Annotated in this window: 23 protein-coding genes and 1 riboswitch; of the genes, 12 read left to right on the forward strand and 11 right to left on the reverse strand. The window is 35.7% G+C overall.

The genetic code is table 11. The annotated features are described in order from the left end of the window. Positions 1-249: 249 nt before the first annotated feature. From IC610_RS06485 to IC610_RS06495, 3 genes are all read left to right on the forward strand, one after another. Positions 250-909, forward strand: coding sequence for an ATP-binding cassette domain-containing protein (locus tag IC610_RS06485; RefSeq protein ID WP_191735741.1), 660 nt, complete (start codon positions 250-252; stop codon positions 907-909). A 30-nt stretch (positions 910-939) separates the two neighbouring features. After that, on the forward strand, positions 940-1,734 hold the full coding sequence (locus IC610_RS06490; RefSeq protein ID WP_191735742.1) for a hypothetical protein: 795 nt from the start codon (positions 940-942) through the stop codon (positions 1,732-1,734). Positions 1,735-1,993: 259 nt separating this feature from the next. Continuing rightward, positions 1,994-2,172, forward strand: a riboswitch (cobalamin riboswitch). A gap of 112 nt (positions 2,173-2,284) precedes the next feature. Beyond that, positions 2,285-2,668 carry an acyl-CoA thioesterase gene (locus IC610_RS06495; RefSeq protein ID WP_056032228.1) on the forward strand — a complete coding sequence of 128 codons (384 nt, stop codon included), beginning with the start codon at positions 2,285-2,287 and terminating at the stop codon, positions 2,666-2,668. Between the two features lie 104 nt (positions 2,669-2,772). Here IC610_RS06495 and IC610_RS06500 read toward each other — a convergent pair whose 3' ends face one another. Further along, positions 2,773-3,024: a hypothetical protein gene (locus IC610_RS06500; RefSeq protein ID WP_191735743.1), complete on the reverse strand. Its 252-nt coding sequence runs from the start codon at positions 3,022-3,024 to the stop codon at positions 2,773-2,775. A 437-nt stretch (positions 3,025-3,461) separates the two neighbouring features. Then, positions 3,462-4,052 (reverse strand): HD domain-containing protein, encoded by a 591-nt coding sequence (locus tag IC610_RS06505; RefSeq protein ID WP_191735744.1) that lies wholly within the window; start codon positions 4,050-4,052, stop codon positions 3,462-3,464. Between the two features lie 328 nt (positions 4,053-4,380). Here IC610_RS06505 and IC610_RS06510 point away from each other — a divergent pair, with 328 nt between their 5' ends. From IC610_RS06510 to IC610_RS06550, 9 genes are all read left to right on the forward strand, one after another. After that, positions 4,381-4,710: a PadR family transcriptional regulator gene (locus tag IC610_RS06510; protein WP_056081257.1), complete on the forward strand. Its 330-nt coding sequence runs from the start codon at positions 4,381-4,383 to the stop codon at positions 4,708-4,710. 11 nt (positions 4,711-4,721) lie between these two features. After that, positions 4,722-6,446 (forward strand): PspC domain-containing protein, encoded by a 1,725-nt coding sequence (locus tag IC610_RS06515; protein WP_191735745.1) that lies wholly within the window; start codon positions 4,722-4,724, stop codon positions 6,444-6,446. A 310-nt stretch (positions 6,447-6,756) separates the two neighbouring features. After that, on the forward strand, positions 6,757-7,350 hold the full coding sequence (locus IC610_RS06520) for a 1-acyl-sn-glycerol-3-phosphate acyltransferase (RefSeq protein WP_191735746.1): 594 nt from the start codon (positions 6,757-6,759) through the stop codon (positions 7,348-7,350). Between the two features lie 176 nt (positions 7,351-7,526). Continuing rightward, positions 7,527-7,961 carry a PaaI family thioesterase gene (locus IC610_RS06525; protein ID WP_194698888.1) on the forward strand — a complete coding sequence of 145 codons (435 nt, stop codon included), beginning with the start codon at positions 7,527-7,529 and terminating at the stop codon, positions 7,959-7,961. 121 nt (positions 7,962-8,082) lie between these two features. Next, the gene (locus tag IC610_RS06530) at positions 8,083-8,541 is read left to right on the forward strand and encodes a protease complex subunit PrcB family protein (protein ID WP_191735747.1); all 459 of its coding nucleotides are present in this window, start codon (positions 8,083-8,085) and stop codon (positions 8,539-8,541) included. Between the two features lie 50 nt (positions 8,542-8,591). Further along, the gene (locus IC610_RS06535) at positions 8,592-9,608 is read left to right on the forward strand and encodes a hypothetical protein (RefSeq protein ID WP_191735748.1); all 1,017 of its coding nucleotides are present in this window, start codon (positions 8,592-8,594) and stop codon (positions 9,606-9,608) included. Position 9,609: 1 nt separating this feature from the next. Continuing rightward, positions 9,610-10,707 (forward strand): RNA polymerase sigma factor, encoded by a 1,098-nt coding sequence (locus IC610_RS06540; protein ID WP_191735749.1) that lies wholly within the window; start codon positions 9,610-9,612, stop codon positions 10,705-10,707. 11 nt (positions 10,708-10,718) lie between these two features. Continuing rightward, on the forward strand, positions 10,719-11,600 hold the full coding sequence (locus tag IC610_RS06545; protein WP_191735750.1) for an outer membrane beta-barrel protein: 882 nt from the start codon (positions 10,719-10,721) through the stop codon (positions 11,598-11,600). Positions 11,601-11,624: 24 nt separating this feature from the next. After that, positions 11,625-12,599, forward strand: coding sequence for a chorismate-binding protein (locus tag IC610_RS06550; RefSeq protein ID WP_191735751.1), 975 nt, complete (start codon positions 11,625-11,627; stop codon positions 12,597-12,599). A gap of 53 nt (positions 12,600-12,652) precedes the next feature. On the opposite strand, the gene IC610_RS06555 is transcribed toward IC610_RS06550, so the two are convergent. From IC610_RS06555 to IC610_RS06595, 9 genes are all read right to left on the reverse strand, one after another. Next, entirely contained in the window at positions 12,653-12,847 is a 195-nt protein-coding gene (locus IC610_RS06555; RefSeq protein ID WP_056081277.1) for a hypothetical protein, read from the reverse strand. Between the two features lie 3 nt (positions 12,848-12,850). Next, positions 12,851-13,456 carry a MarC family protein gene (locus IC610_RS06560; RefSeq protein ID WP_056081279.1) on the reverse strand — a complete coding sequence of 202 codons (606 nt, stop codon included), beginning with the start codon at positions 13,454-13,456 and terminating at the stop codon, positions 12,851-12,853. A 43-nt stretch (positions 13,457-13,499) separates the two neighbouring features. Further along, complete coding sequence (locus IC610_RS06565) at positions 13,500-15,167, reverse strand: BatD family protein (protein WP_228462857.1); 1,668 nt, start codon at positions 15,165-15,167, stop codon at positions 13,500-13,502. A gap of 71 nt (positions 15,168-15,238) precedes the next feature. Further along, complete coding sequence (locus tag IC610_RS06570) at positions 15,239-15,976, reverse strand: tetratricopeptide repeat protein (protein ID WP_191735753.1); 738 nt, start codon at positions 15,974-15,976, stop codon at positions 15,239-15,241. 99 nt (positions 15,977-16,075) lie between these two features. Beyond that, complete coding sequence (locus IC610_RS06575; RefSeq protein ID WP_191735754.1) at positions 16,076-17,083, reverse strand: VWA domain-containing protein; 1,008 nt, start codon at positions 17,081-17,083, stop codon at positions 16,076-16,078. Next, positions 17,083-18,072, reverse strand: a complete 990-nt coding sequence (locus IC610_RS06580) for a VWA domain-containing protein (protein WP_191735755.1) — start codon at positions 18,070-18,072, stop codon at positions 17,083-17,085. Before IC610_RS06580 ends, IC610_RS06575 begins: the two co-directional genes overlap by 1 nt. Further along, entirely contained in the window at positions 18,065-18,964 is a 900-nt protein-coding gene (locus IC610_RS06585) for a hypothetical protein (protein WP_191735756.1), read from the reverse strand. Before IC610_RS06585 ends, IC610_RS06580 begins: the two co-directional genes overlap by 8 nt. A 29-nt stretch (positions 18,965-18,993) precedes the next feature. Continuing rightward, positions 18,994-19,857, reverse strand: a complete 864-nt coding sequence (locus IC610_RS06590) for a DUF58 domain-containing protein (protein ID WP_191735757.1) — start codon at positions 19,855-19,857, stop codon at positions 18,994-18,996. Positions 19,858-19,961: 104 nt separating this feature from the next. After that, positions 19,962-20,966, reverse strand: coding sequence for an AAA family ATPase (locus tag IC610_RS06595; RefSeq protein WP_056081299.1), 1,005 nt, complete (start codon positions 20,964-20,966; stop codon positions 19,962-19,964). Positions 20,967-21,004 lie beyond the last annotated feature (38 nt).

Genomic DNA, 21,004 nt, shown 5'->3' on the forward strand with positions numbered 1-21,004 from the left:
GATTTTTTATAAAAAACTAATTATTCCCGGATTTTCTTTTTCACTCTTAAGTTCAATTCCTTTTGGTTTTAATTACGACCATTTTACCACAGGATTTTTATTTATTTTTCCTTTATTACATTATCTTATTTACGAAGTAAGATTAAAAAATGAATATTTTTTTTATGCAAATTTTGGTTTTTCAAAACGTCATCTTTGGATTTTAACATTGATTTTCGCGGTAAGTTTAAAACTGATTGCCACTTTTATATGAGCAGACTCCATATCGACAGCATTACAAAATCTTTTGGTGAAAAAGAAATTTTAAAAGACATCTATTTAGGTCTCGATACCGGGAAAATTACCGGACTTTTGGGTAGAAACGGTTCTGGAAAATCTACTCTGTTTCAAATAATTTTTGGAAGTTTAAAAGGCGAAACCCAGTATATTAAATTTAACGAAACAATTTTACAGAAACAGTCTGACAGAAAAAACAGAATTGCTTACCTGCCACAACACTCATTTCTGCCGAAAAATGTAAAAATAAAAAGTCTGATTAAATTGTTTTGCGACAAAGAAGATGCCCAAAAATTATCCGATTTAAATTTAATTCATCCTTTTTTAAATGAAATTCCAAAAGCACTTTCAGGAGGAGAATTGAGACTTGTTGAAGTAATGCTTATCATCTGTTCAAAGGCAGAATTTATTTTGCTGGATGAGCCTTTCCACAGCCTTTCACCAAAAATCATCACCGAAGTAAAAGCAATGATAAAAAAGCAGATCAAAAAAGGATTTTTGATTTCGGATCATCAGTATCAGGATGTTTTGGAGATTTCGGATGAAAATTTTCTGCTTTCTGAAGGTAATTTAAGTTTAATTAAAGATTTAACAGAATTGCAAAGGCTTAATTATCTCCCGAAAAATATTTAATTTATATCTTTGAGCTAAATATTCTTTCAAATGACTTTCATCAACAAAGCAGTTTTATCTTTATTCAGTATATTTTCTTTGTGTCTAATCGATGCGCAAAACAAAATTCCGTTTGGAGTGGTAAAAGCACAGGAAGGCTACGCGATGGTGCGTGTACATAAGGAAGATTACCGCAAGATTGTTGATAAAATCAGAATGAAAAAAGGGGATGTTTTCGTTTATGTAAAACCTGCTCCCGGAGAAACCGAATGGATATGGATTAAATATCCTGAAAAAACTGACGACGAAAAGCCATTTGTCAGATACGACAGCCTGACCAAAGAAGGAATGGTGAACAAAGACCGTGTCGCTTTCATCGATCAGCTTCCGAAATTCACACCGTCAAAATCTAAAAACGGAAGATCTTACACGTTTACGGATAATTCCAATGAAAAACTTCCGACTGCACAACGTACGAAAGTAGTGATCGACATCTACCCTTCCAACGCCAGTTTTAAAAGACAGGAAAAAGATGCCGACGGAAACATCATTAAAATCGATAAAGCAAAACCTTGGGGCATTGGAAAAACTCTGCCTGAAGGACTTACAGAAGTAAAATCTATCCGTGTACAACAGCCCGGACGAGGAACTGTTTTCGTTCGTGATGCTATCAAAAACCTGTTCGATCCAACCACTGATTTCGAGAATATTGGCGTAACAGCAATGGATGCCGATCATATTTACATTTATATGATCAACGGCTCAGGTGAAAACCGTTACACTACTTTTTGGACAGTGAAGGAAGGAAAAGTAATCAGCCAGATTATTTACAGCAATCCTGAATAATTTTAGGAATTTTAAACATTAAAATTATTAATTTATTAAGCTGTGAGGGATCTATTAATTGATTTAAGCAGACAGCACAGGTTCAAAATTAAATTTCCACCGCCCACCTTAATGTTTGACTCGGTAAACCTTAAAAATCTGAAGTAGTTTGTCCATAACAGCTTAATCTATTTTAATGGTTCAAATTTTCTACAAAATAGATTCATCCCTAATTTAATCAAACTTTATTTGTACTTTTGCCGGCGGAAAATCATAGCAAATGATCTTCCGGGAAACTGGTTTTGCTTAACCGCAAATGAAAAGGGAACCGTGTGAAAATCACGGACTGTCGCGCAACTGTAAGTAACCGGAGTCTTTATAAAAAACCACTGTGCACAGTGCATGGGAAGGAATAAAGATGTTACAAGTCAGGAGACCTGCCTGTTTCTTCAAACAAAAAACTTTCGCGATCTGAAGTTTATTGACCAAATGTTATTTCGGGAATTCTCGTTCCTGAAAGATTCTTTTTGTTTCAGTAAAGTTCATTTTTCGCATAAATTTATAATGAACTATGACTACAGAAGAAAGAATTGATGCCTCGGAAACCCGAATTTTCAAAGCCGTTTTCCCCAACACAACCAATCATTACGACACGCTTTTTGGAGGCACTGCGATGCAGTTGATGGACGAAGTTGCCTTTATCACAGCCACAAGATTTGCAAGAAAACGCGTGGTAACCGTAAGCAGCGACAAAATTGATTTTAAAAAACCAATCCCCGCCGGAACTATTGTGGAATTAATCGGAAAAGTTTCTCACGTTGGAAAAACGAGTATGAAAGTGAATGTTGAGATTTTCACCGAGCAGATGTATTCTTACGAAAGGGAAAAAGCAATTACAGGCGATTTTACCTTTGTAGCCATCGACGAATTTAAAAAACCAATTCAAATTTTATAATAGATGATCGGTAGTTTTGACTGCCACTTCATCACTTTCAGTCTTTATTTAAAAGGTTTCGGAAACCTTAATTGTTCGCCGAAACCTTTTTCTTTAAATAAGATCTAAATTTCCTGATCTGAAATTTCCTGATCTGAAATTTCCACTAAAATATCCATCGGAACACTTGTAATAATCCGTATTTCATGATTTTGTTCCCGAATCACTATGTCTGCATCCGAAAAAGTTCCGTCTGAATTCTTTCTTTTTACCTTTAAACTTTTTGCATCCAAAAATTTTGCAGGTATTGACAGCGTATAATTGTTTTCGCTTTGATGATAATCAAACTCTTCGCGATTGTATTCTTTTGTCTGCATTGCTTATTTTTCGAAATAGAAACAATCTGCACACCAAAAGTTCATGCTCTCGCAGATTGTGCGGATTTTGCATATGAAATTTTATGAAGGAAATGCTTCGACAGACTCAGCATGACATCTCTAATACTAAACGCTTAAGCTACGCATTGTCAGGCTGAGCCCGTCGAAGCCTTCGTATTTTTAATAAAATTTGAGGTTAGATAGACTCTTATCCAAAAAATCAGCGCAATCACCAAAATCTGTGGGAGATTAATTCACAATTGTATTGAAAAACAAAAACGCTTCGACAGGCTCAGCGTGACAACTCTAATACTAAGCGGTGGATAATGCGTGTCAGGCTGAGCTTGTCGAAGCCTTCGTATTTCAAATAAAATTTGACATCAGACTAAACTTTAAAAAAATCAGCTTAATCACCAAAATCTGCGTGAGATATCTAATTATTTTAAAACCTTCGCCGATTCCAGATTGAGATTCATTAAATGATGAAAAGCCTCTTCCATCTCTTCAGATGCTCTGCAGATGGCATTTTCCAATATTTTTCTTACCTGTACTTCAGTGACTTTAGCTTCAGTCCAGCTTTTACCGGATGTGTGAGAGTTTAAAATAAAAGGCATGATTCTGTCGATGGCACAGGCAAAAATAGCGTCCGGTGTTTCTTCCTCTTCAAATTCCATCCAGAGATTAAAGAATTCTGAACGGATCGGTTCATCCAAAATTCCGAAAATCTTTTGGGCAGACAGTTTTTCTCTTTCAAATTTGCCAACCATCGCAACTTCATCAAAAATAAAGGTGTCGCCCGCTTCAATTTCCACCAGATCATGTATGGAAAGCATTCTGATCACTCTTAGAAGATCAATATCTGCCCTGTTTTTGGCGTAAGGAAAAAGAATTTGTGCTAAAATAATGATCTGCCAGGAATGTTCTGCCGTATTTTCTCTTCTGGAATCGTCGGCGTTGTAATTTCTTCTCTGAACGTTTTTCAAAGCATCAACGGCGATGATAAAATCGATTTCTTTTTGGATTCTCATCTGTAGATTTTATTTTTTTTTAATTGTCAGATGTTATCGCCCAATCTTCGTAGTTGCTTGCTTATAAAGTTTTTTGTTGGGCGATTTCATGGTTCAAAAATAATAAATATGGATGTAAAATTGGGTTTAATTAAAATTAAAAAATTCTTAACTAAAATTTATTAAACTGAAAATCAATTAATTAAATAAATTTATAAATTTATTTTACTACTTTGTATTGCATATTACCATCTTTATTACATATCTTTGTAATGTAAGATCGGAATAGGCTCACTGGCCAGGAACTGATTTCTGAAAATTATAACCAATTAATTAAACCTCTTTAACAATGAATACCGAAAATACCAAAGCGCAAATGCGAAAAGGGATTCTGGAATTCTGTATTTTAAGCCTTATCAACAACAGAGAAATGTATGTTTCTGATTTGATAGACGAGCTGAAAAAAGGAAAACTGGATGTTGTGGAAGGAACTCTCTACCCGCTCCTTACAAGATTGAAAAACGGAGAATTTCTCTCCTACAGATGGGAAGAATCCACCGGAGGACCACCGAGAAAGTATTATCAGATCACAGAAAAAGGAAAAACTTTTCTTGCTGAACTGCAAAACACATGGAAAGAACTTACAGATTCTGTAAACCACATCACTCAAAAACTTTAAAAACAAAAGCTATGAACAAAACACTCTCAATAGGACTGGCAGGTTTTTCTTTTACAATAGAAGAACACGCATATATAAAGCTCAGCGATTACCTGAATGCTCTCAGAAGCTCTCTGGATGTAGCTGAAGCAGACGAAGTAATGCATGATATCGAAATCAGAATGGTAGAAATCTTCAGAGATCTGCTTGGAAAGCGTGAAGTGATCAATGACAGTGATGTAGAAAGAGTAATCACTCAAATCGGTTCCCCTGAAAAAATTGAAGAACAGGAAGAGGCTTATTATTCTGAAAACAATACCAAAACAAAAACTACAGGAACAATTTATTCAGACAGAAAACAACTTTTCCGTGATCCTGAAAGACAGAAAATCGCAGGTGTATGTGCAGGTTTGGCAGCATATTTCGGAATGGATATTACCGGTATGAGACTACTTTGGATCGGTGTATTTTTGATCCTTTGTTTCGGAGCTCCTGTAATGCTTTTTGTTCCGCTGTTGTACGTTATTCTCTGGGCGATTCTACCAAAAGCGGCTTCGGCTTCAGATTTTTTGAAAATGAAAGGCAAACCTTTGAATTTTGATAATTTAAAAGAAGAATCCAGCAAGATTGTACAGTTTGCAAATGAAGCCGGTACGAAAGCGGGAGAAATTTATATTGAAAGTAAACCCTACATCAATAATACCAGCAGCGGAATCTGGAATGTTTTAAAATACATCGTCGGAGCTTTCTTCGCATTCATGGCGATCAGCAGTATCATAGGTGTATTCGTGGTTTTCGGACTTTTTGGGATTGATTCTGATTTCCCTGGAGCCAATGAAATGAAATTCTATTTTGACGACGACGGTTTATACAATCTTTTTGTTGCGATCTGTGTGATTGGATCTTTAATTCCAGCTGTACTTTTCAGTTTATTAAGTATTAAAATTTTCTCACCAAAAACAAGACTTAGAAATATCGGATGGGTACTTGGAGCACTTTTCATTGCAGTGATTGGCCTGGGAGCATTCTTCGGAGTGAGTGTTGCAAAAAGAGAAATGATTTATAAAGGTCATAAAGAAGATGTGGAAGAAATTGCCATCAATACTTTATCAGACACCCTGTATGTTGACATGAAAAACGTTACAATTCCTCAGAATTTTACGGCTTATGATGATGATTTGTATTCTGACAAAGTTTCTGTTTTCGAAAAGGACTGGGTTCATGTGGATGTTACAAGAAAAGCGAACATTAAAACACCTTATCTGATCGTAAAAAAAGAAGCGAAAGGTTACAACTTTCCTATCAATGTGAGCGTTCCTGTAGAAGTGATTGACAATAAAATAATTCTTCCGAATTATATTAAATATCCTTACGGACAGAGATTCAGAGACTACAGCGTAGATTATGAACTCGTAATTCCTCAGAATACAATAGTTATCGGATTAAAAGATTACGGTTTGAATTTTAACGGAGATTTAAACAACAACGGAATCAATGATGATGAGGAAAACAATGATTTTGAAGGTAATGACAACGACAACTCAGTGAAAATTGAGAAAAACAAAATTACCATCAACGGTTCAACGATTGAATATACCGAAGGCGATAAAGACAGCGTCATCATCAATGGCAAAAAATATCCTAAGGAAAAAGCGAAACAGATGATGGATTCTGTGAAAGTGGATTTCGAAAAAATAAAGGATGTGGACATTAAAATGAATGCCAACAAAAAAGAAATCTCTATACAAACCAAATAACCAACCATCGAGAGTGGCAGAAGGTGTGGATGAATAGCCAATTGTTTGAAGTTCACACCCTTCTTCTCTCAGAATAATCACAAAAAAATCAACTTTTTGTGTATTATCAACAGAATTTTTCTTAAATTCGTACAAAATTAATTAACCCCAACACAAAAAAATTTAAACAAATGGTACAACTCGTTTTAGAAATTGCAGTAGTGATAGCTGATTTCATCAGCAGTCTGTTTTAAGAGCCATAATATTTCAATATATTTGTAAAGTGTAACCATGATGTTGGTTATACTTTTTTGTTTTAAACTGAATCTTCATGAAAAAGTTATTAGGTAAACTGATCTTAAAAACCATAGGCTGGAAAGTCGTTTTGCAGGGCGATGCCAACGTTCTCAACAGATGCATTCTCGTGGTTGCTCCACACACCCACAATTCTGAATACCTACTGGGAAACCTCGCCTACTGGGCGTTGGAAAAACCTATCAAAATTATTATCAAAGACGCTCACACTAAGGCCTGGTACGGCTCTGTAGTGAAAGGTCTTGGAGGTGTAGGAATCGACAGAAGCCAAAAAAATGACCTCGTAAATTTTGTTGCGAAGCAGTTTGAGAAAGAAGATTTCAGTTTGGTAATTACCCCGGAAGGCACCAGAAGCTGGGTTCCGAAATGGAGAAAAGGATTTTACCATATGGCTTTGGCAGCAAAAGTTCCTATCGTTTTGGCTGCCGGAGATTTTAAGCGGAAAACAATGTATTTGGGCTACACTATTTCTTATGAAAAACTAGCATCATTACCTTACGAAGAAATCATGCAGGAAATTGAAGATTACTACGTAAAATATGACATCGTTCCAAAAATCCCAGCCAACTGGAATCCGGACATCACGGGGAGCGGGCAAGCGGGGAGTTAGATGCGGTTTACCAGGATTGCGGATTACGGGGTTCGGATTGCGCGATTTGGGTACGTGATTTGGGTACGTGATTCGAGTAACCAAATATTAACCTACGAAAGAAATCGCAATATGCCATAAGCCATAAGCCATAAGCCATAAGCAAAATTACCTATTAATCATTACTCATAAGAAACATGTACATAAAAGACAAAACTAAAGAAGAAATATTGACGTTCATCAACAATTGGGGTGAAGAAACTTTTGCAAAAACACTCGATATTCATTTTACCGACATTGATCTTGAGAATGAAACCTTAACAGCCACAATGCCTGTTTTACCGCGAATTCATCAGCCTTTCGGGATTATGCACGGCGGAGCAACCTGCGTGTTGGCTGAAACGATGGGTTCAAGCCTCTCTAATATTTTCATTGATGGTGAAAAGTATTTTGGAGTGGGCACCAATATTAATTCCAATCATCTTCGCGGTAAAAAAGATGGTGTGGTAACCGGTTTTGCAAGGTTTATCCGAAAAGGCAGAACCATGCACGTTTCAGAAATTGAAATTACGGATGAAAAAGGAAATCTGATCAGTCATACAACGATGACGAATAATATTATTAACAGATAATCCTACCCGACTGAAAAATATCTAAGGTTCAAAAATATTTGAGCCTTTTTTTGTTGCATTTCTGCAACCTTTTCATTTTTTTTCATCTTATATATAATTGAAACTCTTAAATTTATACATCATGAAAAAAATTGTATTCTTTCTTCTTTGCTCTGTTTTTTTTATTCTGAATTCATGTCAGGATGACGAGCAGAATGCAGTTGCACCTGTGCCCATGAACTTTTCATTAATTGGAAAAGGAAATTTTTACGGTGGAACTTATGTAACACCACAAAATTCAGTAATTACCAATACTGCCGACTGGAATAATTTTCTTGCGCAGGCAGATGCAACCAACAATGTTTCAGGAAGTTTTACTGAAACCAATATCAATTTTAACCAGTTTATGATTCTCGTTGCAGTTGATCAGGTTCAGAATAGCGGTGGTCATTCCATCGACATTATGACTGCTGTTGAGCACCCTCTAAACATTACTGTAGAAGTAGACAAACTTCTCATTGGAGATGCCACAACCGTAATTACACAGCCTTATCACATTGTGAAAATTCAGAAAAGTACAAAGCCTGTAATTTTTCAATAATTTATCTGCAACCTTTTTACATTTTTCCATCTTTAGAGAAAAGAATAATTATGAAAAATTTAATCTTCCCATTTTTACTTTTACTGACTTTTATTTTTTCATGCAGGGAAAATGACATTGAAGAAAATCTTGAAAAAAAAGTATCTTCCTATGATTTATATATTGCAGGACGGGAAAACTCTAAAGCTTGCTACTGGAAAAACGGAACAAAAGTTAATTTAGTTAGCGGAGATGATATTTATTTAGAAAAAATTTTTGTTGAAAATAACAATGTATATGCATATGGAAGTGCATTAAGCATATTAGATAAGTTCACTTTCTGGAAGAATAATATTAAATATGATGTCTTACAATATTTGGGTATATCTTCAGGATTGTACTTCAGAGTTTTTGACTTTTATGTAGAAAATAATGATATTTATATTCTTGGGCTTGTCGAGAATCCTAATCCTATCACTTCATCAGTAAGATATCAACTTTGTTATTGGAAAAATGGAGTAAAAGTTATACTAAATACAAGTGCTACTGACAATTTTTCAACCAATTGGCAAGAAATGGCAGTTTATAATAATGACGTTTACATATCCGTGAAAAAAGAAAGTACTCTTGGATATTATAAAAATAACATTTACAATCTAATAACCACTAATGGATTCTCTTCAGGTATTGCAAAAAATTCAAATGGTGTATACATTACTGTACAAGATAATGTAATTTCTAACTCTTATTATTTAAATTTCATAACTGGTCAAACCACAAATTCAAAATTGGGTTACAAACTTTTCATTGACAATAATGATTTTTATTCTCTTAGTGGATTTAATGAGTATCTAAAAAATGGTACTGTAATACAAGTTAATGACAGCCAAAACTATAATAATATTAAAGATTTACACGTAGTTAATCAAAACAAATTTATGATCAGAACTAAAATAACCCAAGGTACTATTTTTGGCATTGAAGATAAAGTATTCATAAATGGAGTTGAAAATCAACATATTATCCAGGAGATGGGTGGCATAGAATATAAAAACAGCTTTAATTCACTATATGTCGTAGAAAATTAAAATGTTAAAAACAAAACTAAACTGGCAAAAAATCTACCTCGACCATTCCCCAAAACTCTTGGGGATTTGTCGCAGATATGTACCCGATATTTTTGCGGCTGAAGATATTATACACGACAGTTTTATTACTGCAATTCAAAAAAACGGACAATTGAAAAATGAAAAAGCACTTTTTTCATGGCTCAAAACCATCGTCGTCAATAATGCGTTGCAATACCTCAGAAAGCAAAGTAAAGAGACCCATTTAAATACAGAAACCTCAGAAATCCACGACAATTATGCAGAGATGGAACAGAATTTTTTAGAAGAAAAACACATTCTAGCCTACGATTTTACAAGAGAAGAACTTTTGGCGTCAATAGACCAGTTGTCTTCTCATCACAAATCGGTTTTTAACCTTTATTTTACTGAAAATTATTCTCACTCTGAGATTTCTAAGGCATTGGAAATCCCTGTCAATACGTCAAAATCTCATTTGATGAGAGCTAAAAAATCGGTTCAGAATTATCTCACCACTCATTTTGCAAATAAAGAAACTTCAAAAAATAAAACTGCTCAGCTTCTAATTTTCTTTGGATTCAGCGGACTTTTATGGGCTCAGACTTTTCAAAATAAATTTTCAGATTTCACAATTTCTCCATCAAAAGGTTTTGAAATTCCTTCTGATATTAATTTAAATCAAATTTCATTTTCGTCAGCAGATAATTTCTGGAAACAAAAAGCAGTTATCGGAACTACATTTTTCGTAATCATTATCGGTTCTGTTTTATTTTTCAGTCCAAAAAACTCATTTCAAAAAGCATTCAACTTCAATGACTCAAAATCTGAAGCAGAAGAGAAAAATATAGTATTGAATGATGATTTAAAAAATATGAAGGTAAAAACACAGTCAAATAATGATCAAAAAAAGATTCAAATTTCACAGCAAATGATTTCGGAAAATAATGATGATTTAAAACCAGAAAGTGAATTGATTCCGGTAAAAAGCGTTGTATCTTCAAACACCAAAATTAAAAAAGACTCTGCTGAAACTGCTTCTCACAAAGTAATTGTCGTGAAAAAAATTATCCAGAGAGACACCGTTTTCATCGAAAGATAGATTGCTGAATTATGTTGCAGAAAGTCCTTGTATTTCTTTTCATTTTAACTTTAAATTTCGTGTTTGCACAGCGGAAAAAGGTCGACACCGTTTACGTTTATGAAAAAGTAATCGTCTACGACACCGTTTTTGTCGAAAAAGCGATACCATTAAAACGTGCAGGGATTTTACTTCCTTTACTGAAAATTCATGCAAAAGAAATAAGATCAATCAACAAAAATGTTGATCAAGAAAAACTCAAAGAAGAAATAGAGAAAATTGCAAATAGGAAATTTAAATATGGAATTTTAGCCGGAATCGGTTTTAAAAATGCAAGTTGGTCTGAAAATATATCAGACAAAAATCAACAGTTTGGACAAAATTTGGGAATCTGGGTTTCAAAAAGTATTCTTGATCCACAGCTTTCTTTGATGCTTTCCGCAAATGTAAATTACTGGAATTCTTCATTCGATTTAGATGCCAACAATGATGAAACTTATCTCAACGGATTTTACTTTTCAGAAGACGATCAGCCATTGCTTTTCCAAAGATTTAATAATAAACATTTTGAGTACAATTTGCAGTTGAAAGCGTTGTATGAATGGAAAAATTTCAGACCATTTGCCGGAATTGTTTTAAACAAAAACATCTACAAAATGCAGTTTTTAGTTCCTGAAAATAATGTTTTATCAAAATTGGATGATTTTAAAACCAATAAAATCCACGCCGGATTTTCACTCGGATTGCAATATCGAATTCTGAACAGATTTTTGCTCGAACTGGAATACCAGCAGTTTAAAATCAACAATCTTTCATTAAAAAACAGTGCGTTTGATTTTGACATTTTTAAGACTAACAATACCTTTGCTGAAAGAAAACTGGGTTTAGGAATTTCGTATTTTATTTCTAAATAAAAGTTTTTAAAATGCTTCACCATTATGATTTATTTCAAATTTCCCTTCAACGAAAAACTCTACTCCACAGATGAAAATTCAGAAATCAAATCTGTTGTTTTTCACAGTTTTAATAATGATCAGAAGATAGAAATATCTGGGAAAATCATTGAAAAAAATCAGTCAGATTTTAATAGTTTACAGTTAAATTCTCAGATTTTAGCTGACGACGATACTCAATTCATGGCAGAAAGCAAAGAAGAATATCTGCAAAAGCTGCAAGATGTGATTGAAATTATTAAGGAAAACGATCTTCCAAAACTGGTACTTTCAAGACGGAAAATAGTCGACGGTTTTAAAGAAATTGATTTAAAAAGCAGCTTCGACAATCTGTGTAAAAATTATCCAAATGCGTTTAAATATTTTTTCATTCACGGTGAATCATCATGGATAGGAGGTTTTTCGGAAATCTTAGGAAAATTCAACAAGTCCACCCACGAGTTTGAAACGATGAGCATCGCAGGAACAATTCCTGTTACTGAGGAATGGACTGAAAAAGAAATCGAGGAACAGAAGCCGGTTTCGGCCTACATCAGAACGATTTTGCAGAAATACAGCGGAACAGATTCTGTTGAAGAGTCAGAAACTTACGACCACATTTCGGGAAATATCAAACATTTAAAAACTGATTTTAAAATAAAGATCAATCCTGAAAATTTGGATTCAATTATTCAGGAACTGCATCCGACACCTGCCGTTTGCGGAATTCCGAAAGATTTTTGCGCGGAAATTATAGAAAAGGTAGAGAAATTTCCTAGAGAACTCTACGCCGGTTATATCAGAATTGAAACAGACGATTACATACAGTATTTTGTGAATCTGCGTTGTGCAAGACTGTATAAAAATTCCGTTCATCTCTTTGTAGGAGGCGGAATAACTGTCCAAAGCAGTCCGGAAACAGAATGGAACGAAACCGAACTGAAATCTGAAGCCGTTCTGAAAAATCTTGTATTTAAATAACAAAAAAGCCTTTCATCTCTGAAAGGCTTTCTGATTGAATAATAAAATTCAAATTATTTTTTTACACTGATTTTACTCCATGTATTCAATACGAAAATTACTGCGATGCCCAAAATACCGGCGATTGCAGAGAACACAAATTTAGAATTGTCTTCTTCTGTCAGTTTCAAATTCCAATCTATTGCGTAAACGTTGATTGCTGTAAACACAATAAAAATAACTAAAAATACTTTATAAAATTTCTGCATAACCTAAAAATGAATATAATTCTGCACCAGCTGTGTAAAGTTGGCCGTAAATAATTTAATTGAAATCGCAAGTAATATAATCCCGAAAACCTTCTGCAGAATTGAGAGCGTTGCCTCTCCCATTCTCTTCTCAAGCCACGGTGCAGATTTCAGCACCAAATATACGAAAATTGTGTTGAGTACGATTCCTAAAATAATGTTAATATCATGAAATTCCGCACGTAAAGACAGCGTAGTTGTCAGGGTTCCTGCTCCTGCAACCAAAGGAAATGCAATAGGAACGATTGATGCAGCTTTGGCTTCAGTGGTTTTATTGATTTCGATACCGAGAATCATTTCGAGTGCAATAATGAAAATAACAAATGCACCCGCAACTGCAAACGAGTTGATATCTACACCAATAAATTTCAAAAGTTTATTTCCTACAAACAGGAAAGAAATCATAATCAAACCAGCAGTAATGGATGCTTTCTTGGAATCGATATGTCCGAATTTCTGCTTTAAGCTAACAATAATCGGAATTGAACCAAGAATATCAATGACCGCAAAAAGTACCATGAAACAGGTGATTATTTCTTTAATAGAAAAACCGTCAAAAATTTCACTCATAACCGTTTTTTAATAATTTCGCAAAATTATGAATAAAAAATGATTATTTGCTAATTTTAGAATAAATATTAACGATATCTTTATACAGCTCATCAAGAGACTGCTCAGAATGTACAGGCGAATATTTCTCCATCTGGATGCGTTGCTGCAGATTCTGATACTCTTCTGCTACCGAACGGCCTTTGAAGTTTTCGATAAACGAAACGAAACTCCCTCCCTGACCTTCGAAATACTCACTTCGCACTTCAGCATCCAATTCTGCGACGGTAGAAAAGAAGGCGTCAAAATTCTGTTCCTCCTTCAGATTATTCAGATATGAAAAATAATCACTGGTATCTGTTTTAAGTCTTTCTCTGATTTCAGCTTCGGTTTCAGATACAGAACCCAAGGGTTTATTGCTTACGCTTTCAGCAACCAAACGCTGTTTTTTTTGCCATTTTCTAAATGCGAAATAAAGCATCAGTAATCCTGCAAATATTGAAATATTGATCAGTAAAATATTCCAGTTGAACTTTCTTTTTTCTTTTACTTTAAATGCTGTCGTTTTCAAAACCGGACTGTCAACCGTTTCAAGGAAATCGTTGGTGTAATCATTCATCTTTTCAACCGTGGTTTTACTGTCGTAAAGCTGTTCTGCTGTTAATGCATTTAAAACTAAAGACTTGCCACCGAGAGCAACATACTGCGCATTTTCGGGATCAAAGAATGAAAACTCCTCAGTTTTAATATTTAAAATACCGGCTTTGTGTGGGATAATGATGTAATTCGCAGAAATATCTCCTGTGAAACCGCCTTCACCAACAACAAAATTATTGACAATTTTCGGCGCATAGATTTCATAATCTTCAGATTTCGCAATTTCAGGCAAATGCATATTCGCCAGATTACCTTCACCCGAAACCTTTACAGTGACATTAATAGGTTTTTTAGCTTCAACTTTTTCGTCAGTAGATTTATAAACATCAACCTTAAATTTACCAACTGCATTTTTAAAACCCTCAGGAGCATCTGCAGGAAGTTTTTTTACATTAAGTTTTACCTTATTTGAAACTATTTTATTGCTGTTTGAATACGAACTCACCGATGCCGAAACCGACGGAACTTCCACATAACCTGATTCATTTGGAAAAACCATAAACACAGCGAGTATCTGTGTCGGCATATTTGAAATTCCGGTAGGATCAATTTCAGATTTATTAAAATTAATGGGATGAACATCCAGATGATCTTCTTCCGGAAGTCTGATGTTTTTTACCCTTCTCAGGTTATCAATATTTCTTGAATATCCGCGGAGGATAGCGACTGTTGGCTGATCCTGATAGACTTCACGGTCGTCTATTTCCATATTGAGATAAACATCATTGGAAGCAACGGCCTTTGCAGGAACCTTTTTGTCAATATCCTTGATGAAAATATCGAAAGGCTCGGTTTTGTAAATTTTATTGTTGATGGTTACCAAGACAGATCCAATCCTGATTTTCCCTTTCTGTTTGGGCTCAAGAGCGATTCTGGTGATTGATTTCGAGGCATTGATATTACTTTCAGGATCTAAAAGCCCATCGCGGTAAGAACCACTTCCCACCATATTAAATTTTGACAGATCAGGTAATTTCAAGGGGCTTTGCTGAACCAGATCATCGCCATTAAGCTCAAGAATGATGGTAAGATTTACTACATCCCGACCTTCATAATCTGACTTGTCAGGTTTCATCGTCAAATTTACCTGGCCATAATTGACTATGGAGGTAAACAATATCAGTATGTAAATAAATTTTTCTTTCATCACCAATCTTTCTCGTTGCTCTCGGGCATCGAATAAGAATTGTCATTTAATATTCTTCTGGCAGTCTGTTTTTCTTTTTCACCAATATGGTCGAGTAATCTTTTCTCGTTTTCCTTTGAAAGTCTGCCTTCGGTATTACCCTTTTTGGCATCTTCAGGATTTTTCCCTTCACCTTCATTCTGCTGCCCTTTTCCCTGACTTTGATTTTTGTCTTTGCTATCGCCGTCTTTTCCCTTGTTCTGATCATCGCCTCCGCCAGATTTTCCGGAGCTGCTGCTTTGATCTTTATCTCTCTGCTCCTTCTTCAGTTTGAGCATTGCAATTTCGTAATTCTTTCTCGTCGGTTCACTGTATGGTTTATGTTTCAAAGAACCTTTATAAGCATCTGCTGCTTTTTCGGCGTCATCCAGTTTCATATAAGCGTTTCCAAGATTGTGCAGAGCTGCTGCCTTATCCTCAACATTCTGTGCCAGTTTTTCAGCTTTTGAAAATTCTGCTTTGGCGTCTTCAAACTTTTCACTTTTATACAGTGCGTTTCCAAGATTGTAATGTGCCGCAAAGTCTTCACCATTCACTTTTACCGCTTCTGAAAATTTAGATGAAGCACCGTCATAGTCTTTACCTTTGAATTTCACATTGCCTTCTTTCACCAGTAATCTGTATTCTGTCTGGCCAAAAACTGAATTCTGGAACAAAAAAAACATGAGAAACGACAAAAAGAATATTTTAGTATTCATCTATTGCAAAATTATTCGTTTATATGTTAATAAACAGTGTTTTAATTGTTAAAGTTGGGTTAAAGTAATAACAGCAAATTAAAGATATTCTAATATCTTTTAAATTGAAAAATCTCTTTTTGGATTGAATAAAAATATTATCAGAAAGAAAAATATCGATACACCCAGAAAATACTGATAGTAATGGTTGGCATTCTGTGAATTGACAGAAGTCTGAGACATACCTCCTTTGCGCTTTAAATCTTCAATGATGCGATCCGGTGCATCTTTCATTGAATTTCCGTCAATGTAGCTTCCACCCGTGGATGCAGACATATTAACAAGCGCTTCAGTCTGTCTTTTTGTGACAACCATCTGACCTGAATTGTCCAGTTTATACCCCATCAGCTGACCGTTTTCATAGGTGGGAACGGGAGCGCCTTCTTCGGTGCCCACTCCTACTGCGGTGATTGAAATTCCTTCATTGTTGGCCAGTCTCACCGCTGCATTATCATTTCCTTCATTATCTTCCCCGTCGCTTATCAAAACTACCTTTCTTGAACCTTTGGCCACATTTTTAAATTTCTCTGAAGTAATCTGAATCGCATTTAAAAAATCAGTTCCCTGAACCCTCATGGCTGTGGTTTCAATTTCACTTAAATACGTTTCAGCAGCACCATAGTCTGTGGTTAAAGGCATTACAGAAACTGCATCTCCAGCAAAGACCACAATTCCAACCTTGTCATTTTTCATTTTCTGCATCGTGTTGATCACCAGATTTTTCGCCTGATCCAGACGGCTCGGTTCAATATCTTCAGCGTTCATTGAGTTTGAAATATCGAGAACAAACATTACATTGCTCAGTTTCTGTTCAGATTTTACGGTTTCAAAACCATTGAGCAAATCTATAATCGAGAAGATTAAAAATAAAACCGCCATCAGATATAAAAACGGAAAGAATTTTACGAAAGATGAATTCTTTTCAAACAAAGCCTCATGGAATTTCGACTCTGCAAATAATGCCTTTCTTGCCTTTTTCCATCTTAAAAACCTGATCACGATGAAAGACAGCAGCGGCAAAAGCAGCAGCAAAAATAAATACCAGTAATTTCCCAGATCCCAGCTCATCAGTTTAAAAATTTATATAAAACCCATCTCAAAAGCGCATCGAAGAGCAGAATCCCGAGTGCTATCCACAGAAAGAATCTGAAATGTTCTTCGTAATTATACGTTTTTGAAGATTTGACATCGGACTTTTCAAGAAGATTGATTTCATTGTAAACAGCTTCAAGTTTATCGCCTGAAGTTGCACGGTAATATTTTCCTCCGGTAATTTGGGCAATCTCTCCCAGCGTACCTTCATCAATAGTGACGGGCATTTCGTTGTAAATATATCCAAACTCATCTACTCCGGTCGGCATCAGTGCATATCCTTCAGTTCCAATCCCGATACAGTACACTTTAATGTTGCTTGATTTTGCTAATTCGGCTGCCAAAAGCGGAGGAATTACATTTTGAATATTGCTTACTCCGTCGGTCATTAAGATCACAATCTTACTTTTAGCTTTGCTTTGTCTCAGGTGATTAACAGCGATAGCCAGGCCTTCGCCCACCGCCGTTCCGTCTTCCATTTCACGCTGATTGATGTTCTGAATCTCGTGAATCACTGCATCGTGATCGAACGTCAGCGGCATTTTCGGGAAAGCCTCCAGTTTATAGGTAACCAGTCCGATTCTGTCGTTGGGTCTTTTATTGACGAAATCGACGGCTATATTTTTTAAAACAGATAATCTGTCAGGTTCAAAATCTGTTGCTAACATACTCAGAGAAACGTCTACGGCAAGCATGATATCAAGCCCTTTCGTTTCATCCTGATCCTGACTGATGGTGAAACTTCTCGGTCTTGCCATTGCGATAATCAGACAGCTCAGGATGATATATTTTGAAATTTTAAGAAGAAAAAGAACAGCTCTGATGCCACTTCTGCCTTCCATATTTTTGGTAGAAGGCACAACGATTCCTTTCCTTTTCTTCCTGCTCAAATCTAAAACCAGGAGTGGCAGAAATACTAGAAAGAGCAACAGAAACCACGGACTGTAGAATTCCAGATTAAACATCTTTTCTCAGATTTTCAAATTCGATATCTTTTACAGAACGTTCCACGACGGTTTTAATGTCTGAAAAATCTTTCTGCATCGTGTTTTCGTCCGGAAATGTTTTGGCAAATTTTACCAGATCTCCACGGAGGAAAACTTCTTCAAGAATTTTTTCATTATCGGGAGAGATCGTATTATTTGCTTTCATCGCATCAATCAGATCATCAGTAAGCAGAACTTCCGCAGGCAACTGATATTGAGTGGTGATAAACCGCCTTGAAATGTCTATTAATTCCACATAAAAAGATCTGAAATCTCCGCTTTCTATATATTTCTTCTTAATTAAAACGTCCAGTTCCTTTAAAGTAAGATTGGTGGTAATTTTAGGCGATGTTTTTTTCACTCTTCTTCCGTATTTCAGAATGATGATAACGGCAATGATTAAAGCAATAACGGCCAGTGCTGCGAGAATATAAAACTTATAAAGTTCCCAGTAATCTGCCATTTCAAGATCAACTTCTTTGTTGCTCATAATGTCGTTGATCACATCTTCCTTTGTAGCTGTATTCACCACCTCAATTTCATAAGCAGGAGCTTTAAGAATTTCATTTCCCACTTTAAAATCAAGTTCAGGAATTGTGAATTTTCCTTCCTCAAAAACGGCAAATTCTATTTTCCTCTCATAGTAATCGTCTGCAGAGCCGATACTGTCTTTAATTTCTTCAAAATGGAAAGGCAAAAGTTCGTTTTCACGGGCGGAATTTACTTTTTCGCCGTTAAGATATTTGATTCTGATTGTCAGCTGATTGGTTTCCCCCAGTGCCAGCATTTTTTTCTGCAGGTTCGAGGTAATCATCTGCGCCAGTGAAAGCGATGAAATGAGTATTGAAAGTATGAAAAGTATTTTTTTCAATTGAAAATTAAATTTTAGATATCATTAAATTATTTCTTCTGAAAGTACTGATAGAGCAATTTCGAATATTCCGTTCCGCTTCCAATATTTAAAAATCCTGCTGATGAATCGGCAAAATCTTCTTCCAGTTTTTTCAGTTTTTGTTTTTGAGCCTCAGCATAAGTATAGCGCCATCTGGCTGCGGAAGTATTGACATAAATTTCTCTTCCGGTTTCAGAATCGTGCAGCAAAGCATAACCTACATCGGGAATTTCATTATCTTTTTCATCAAAGACACGAATGCCCAGAAGCTGATGTTTTTTTGAAGCAACTCCAAGAATTTTGGAATCGTAATCATCATTAAAATCAGAAAGAAGAAATACCAGTGACTTTCTTTTGAAAATTCCCATCATATAATGAAGCGCATAGTCGATTTTAGATTCTGCCTGAACATAATCTGCTGTCAGAATGCTGCTGATCATCGACAAAACATGCTTTCTTCCTTTTTGTGGCGGAATAACTTTATACACCTTATCGGCAAACAGAATCAGTCCTACTTTATCATTGTTTCCGGCTGCTGAAAAGCCTAAACTTGCCGCAATTTCTGCTACATATTCCCTTTTGAGCTGATGTTTTGTACCGTAATTCATGGAGGCTGAAATATCAACCAGAATCATCATTGTAAGCTCCCTCTCCTCTTCCATCACCTTTACAAAAGGCTCCTGAAAACGGGCGGTTTTATTCCAGTCTATTCTTCTGATTTCATCACCAAACTGGTACTGTCTCACTTCAGAAAACGTCATTCCCTGTCCCTTAAAAGCCGAGTGATACTGTCCCATCAGCGAATTTTCCGTTTTCCTTCTGGTACGGATTTCAATCTGCTTTACTTTTTTGACGATGTCTTTTATCTGCATGCTGATAATTCAAAATTTAAGATTCAATATTTAATATTAAAACTGAACTTCGACAATCACGAATCTAAACAGTTTTGAATTTTAAATTTTAAACCTTGAATGTTTTAAGGTGCCTGAATTTTAGCTAAAATTCTCCTTACAATTTCTTCGGACGTAATTTCTTCGGCTTCAGCTTCGAAAGTCAGTCCGATTCTGTGTCTTAAAACGTCCTGAGCCAAAGCTTTCACATCTTCAGGAATAACGAATGCCCGTCCCTTCAAAAAAGCATATGCTCTTGAAGCGATGGCAAGATTAATCGACGCTCTTGGCGAGGCCCCGAAACTGATGTAATTTTTTAATTCCGGAAGTCCGTACTTCTCAGGGAAACGGGTGGCAAAAACCATATCAAGAATGTACTTCTCTATTTTTTCGTCGAGGTATATTTTGTTGATCAGTTCTTTTGCATCAACAATGTTCTGCAGCGAAATCACCTGCTTTACTTCCTGCGGCTGCGATGTTGAAACCATTCTCATCACAGATCTTTCGTCCTCAAATTCGGGATAATCAATCGTACATTTCAACATAAAACGGTCACTCTGAGCTTCAGGCAACAGATAAGTTCCTTCCTGATCGATTGGATTCTGAGTGGCTAAAACCAAAAATGGCTTTGGCAGTTTCATCGTTTCATCGCCTATAGTAACCTGCTTTTCCTGCATCACTTCAAGCAAAGCTGACTGCACTTTTGCCGGAGCACGGTTGATCTCATCCGCAAGCACGAAGTTGGCAAAAACAGGTCCTCTTTTAATAGAAAAATCGTTTTCTTTAATATTATAAATCATCGTTCCCACCACATCGGCAGGCAGAAGATCCGGAGTAAACTGAATTCTTGAAAACTGCCCGTGAACAGCATCTGCAAGGGTTTTTATTGCTAAAGTTTTCGCCAGACCGGGAACGCCTTCCAACAGAACGTGACCATTTCCCAAAAGTCCTACCAAAAGACGGTCAATCATGTATTGCTGACCGATAATTACTTTATTAATTTCCTGCCTCAGCAGTGTAAAAAAATAATTCTGTTCCTTCACTTTTTCGGTAAGCTGACGGATGTCTTCTGCTTGAAATGTATCTGACATAAGTTTATTAAATAATTGGTAAATTTCTGATAAATACT

Source organism: Chryseobacterium caseinilyticum (genome assembly GCF_014837145.1).
GTDB lineage: Bacteria > Bacteroidota > Bacteroidia > Flavobacteriales > Weeksellaceae > Chryseobacterium > Chryseobacterium caseinilyticum.

Excerpts from the sequence above, each read along its gene's own strand:
- IC610_RS06485 (WP_191735741.1), top strand. The coding sequence starts at position 250 with ATGAGCAGACTCCATATCGACAGCATTACAAAATCTTTTGGTGAAAAA.
- IC610_RS06490 (WP_191735742.1), top strand. The coding sequence starts at position 940 with ATGACTTTCATCAACAAAGCAGTTTTATCTTTATTCAGTATATTTTCT.
- IC610_RS06495 (WP_056032228.1), top strand. The coding sequence starts at position 2,285 with ATGACTACAGAAGAAAGAATTGATGCCTCGGAAACCCGAATTTTCAAA.
- IC610_RS06500 (WP_191735743.1), bottom strand. The coding sequence starts at position 3,024 with ATGCAGACAAAAGAATACAATCGCGAAGAGTTTGATTATCATCAAAGC.
- IC610_RS06505 (WP_191735744.1), bottom strand. The coding sequence starts at position 4,052 with ATGAGAATCCAAAAAGAAATCGATTTTATCATCGCCGTTGATGCTTTG.
- IC610_RS06510 (WP_056081257.1), top strand. The coding sequence starts at position 4,381 with ATGAATACCGAAAATACCAAAGCGCAAATGCGAAAAGGGATTCTGGAA.
- IC610_RS06515 (WP_191735745.1), top strand. The coding sequence starts at position 4,722 with ATGAACAAAACACTCTCAATAGGACTGGCAGGTTTTTCTTTTACAATA.
- IC610_RS06520 (WP_191735746.1), top strand. The coding sequence starts at position 6,757 with ATGAAAAAGTTATTAGGTAAACTGATCTTAAAAACCATAGGCTGGAAA.
- IC610_RS06525 (WP_194698888.1), top strand. The coding sequence starts at position 7,527 with ATGTACATAAAAGACAAAACTAAAGAAGAAATATTGACGTTCATCAAC.
- IC610_RS06530 (WP_191735747.1), top strand. The coding sequence starts at position 8,083 with ATGAAAAAAATTGTATTCTTTCTTCTTTGCTCTGTTTTTTTTATTCTG.
- IC610_RS06535 (WP_191735748.1), top strand. The coding sequence starts at position 8,592 with ATGAAAAATTTAATCTTCCCATTTTTACTTTTACTGACTTTTATTTTT.
- IC610_RS06540 (WP_191735749.1), top strand. The coding sequence starts at position 9,610 with ATGTTAAAAACAAAACTAAACTGGCAAAAAATCTACCTCGACCATTCC.
- IC610_RS06545 (WP_191735750.1), top strand. The coding sequence starts at position 10,719 with ATGTTGCAGAAAGTCCTTGTATTTCTTTTCATTTTAACTTTAAATTTC.
- IC610_RS06550 (WP_191735751.1), top strand. The coding sequence starts at position 11,625 with ATGATTTATTTCAAATTTCCCTTCAACGAAAAACTCTACTCCACAGAT.
- IC610_RS06555 (WP_056081277.1), bottom strand. The coding sequence starts at position 12,847 with ATGCAGAAATTTTATAAAGTATTTTTAGTTATTTTTATTGTGTTTACA.
- IC610_RS06560 (WP_056081279.1), bottom strand. The coding sequence starts at position 13,456 with ATGAGTGAAATTTTTGACGGTTTTTCTATTAAAGAAATAATCACCTGT.
- IC610_RS06565 (WP_228462857.1), bottom strand. The coding sequence starts at position 15,167 with ATGAAACCTGACAAGTCAGATTATGAAGGTCGGGATGTAGTAAATCTT.
- IC610_RS06570 (WP_191735753.1), bottom strand. The coding sequence starts at position 15,976 with ATGAATACTAAAATATTCTTTTTGTCGTTTCTCATGTTTTTTTTGTTC.
- IC610_RS06575 (WP_191735754.1), bottom strand. The coding sequence starts at position 17,083 with ATGAGCTGGGATCTGGGAAATTACTGGTATTTATTTTTGCTGCTGCTT.
- IC610_RS06580 (WP_191735755.1), bottom strand. The coding sequence starts at position 18,072 with ATGTTTAATCTGGAATTCTACAGTCCGTGGTTTCTGTTGCTCTTTCTA.
- IC610_RS06590 (WP_191735757.1), bottom strand. The coding sequence starts at position 19,857 with ATGCAGATAAAAGACATCGTCAAAAAAGTAAAGCAGATTGAAATCCGT.
- IC610_RS06595 (WP_056081299.1), bottom strand. The coding sequence starts at position 20,966 with ATGTCAGATACATTTCAAGCAGAAGACATCCGTCAGCTTACCGAAAAA.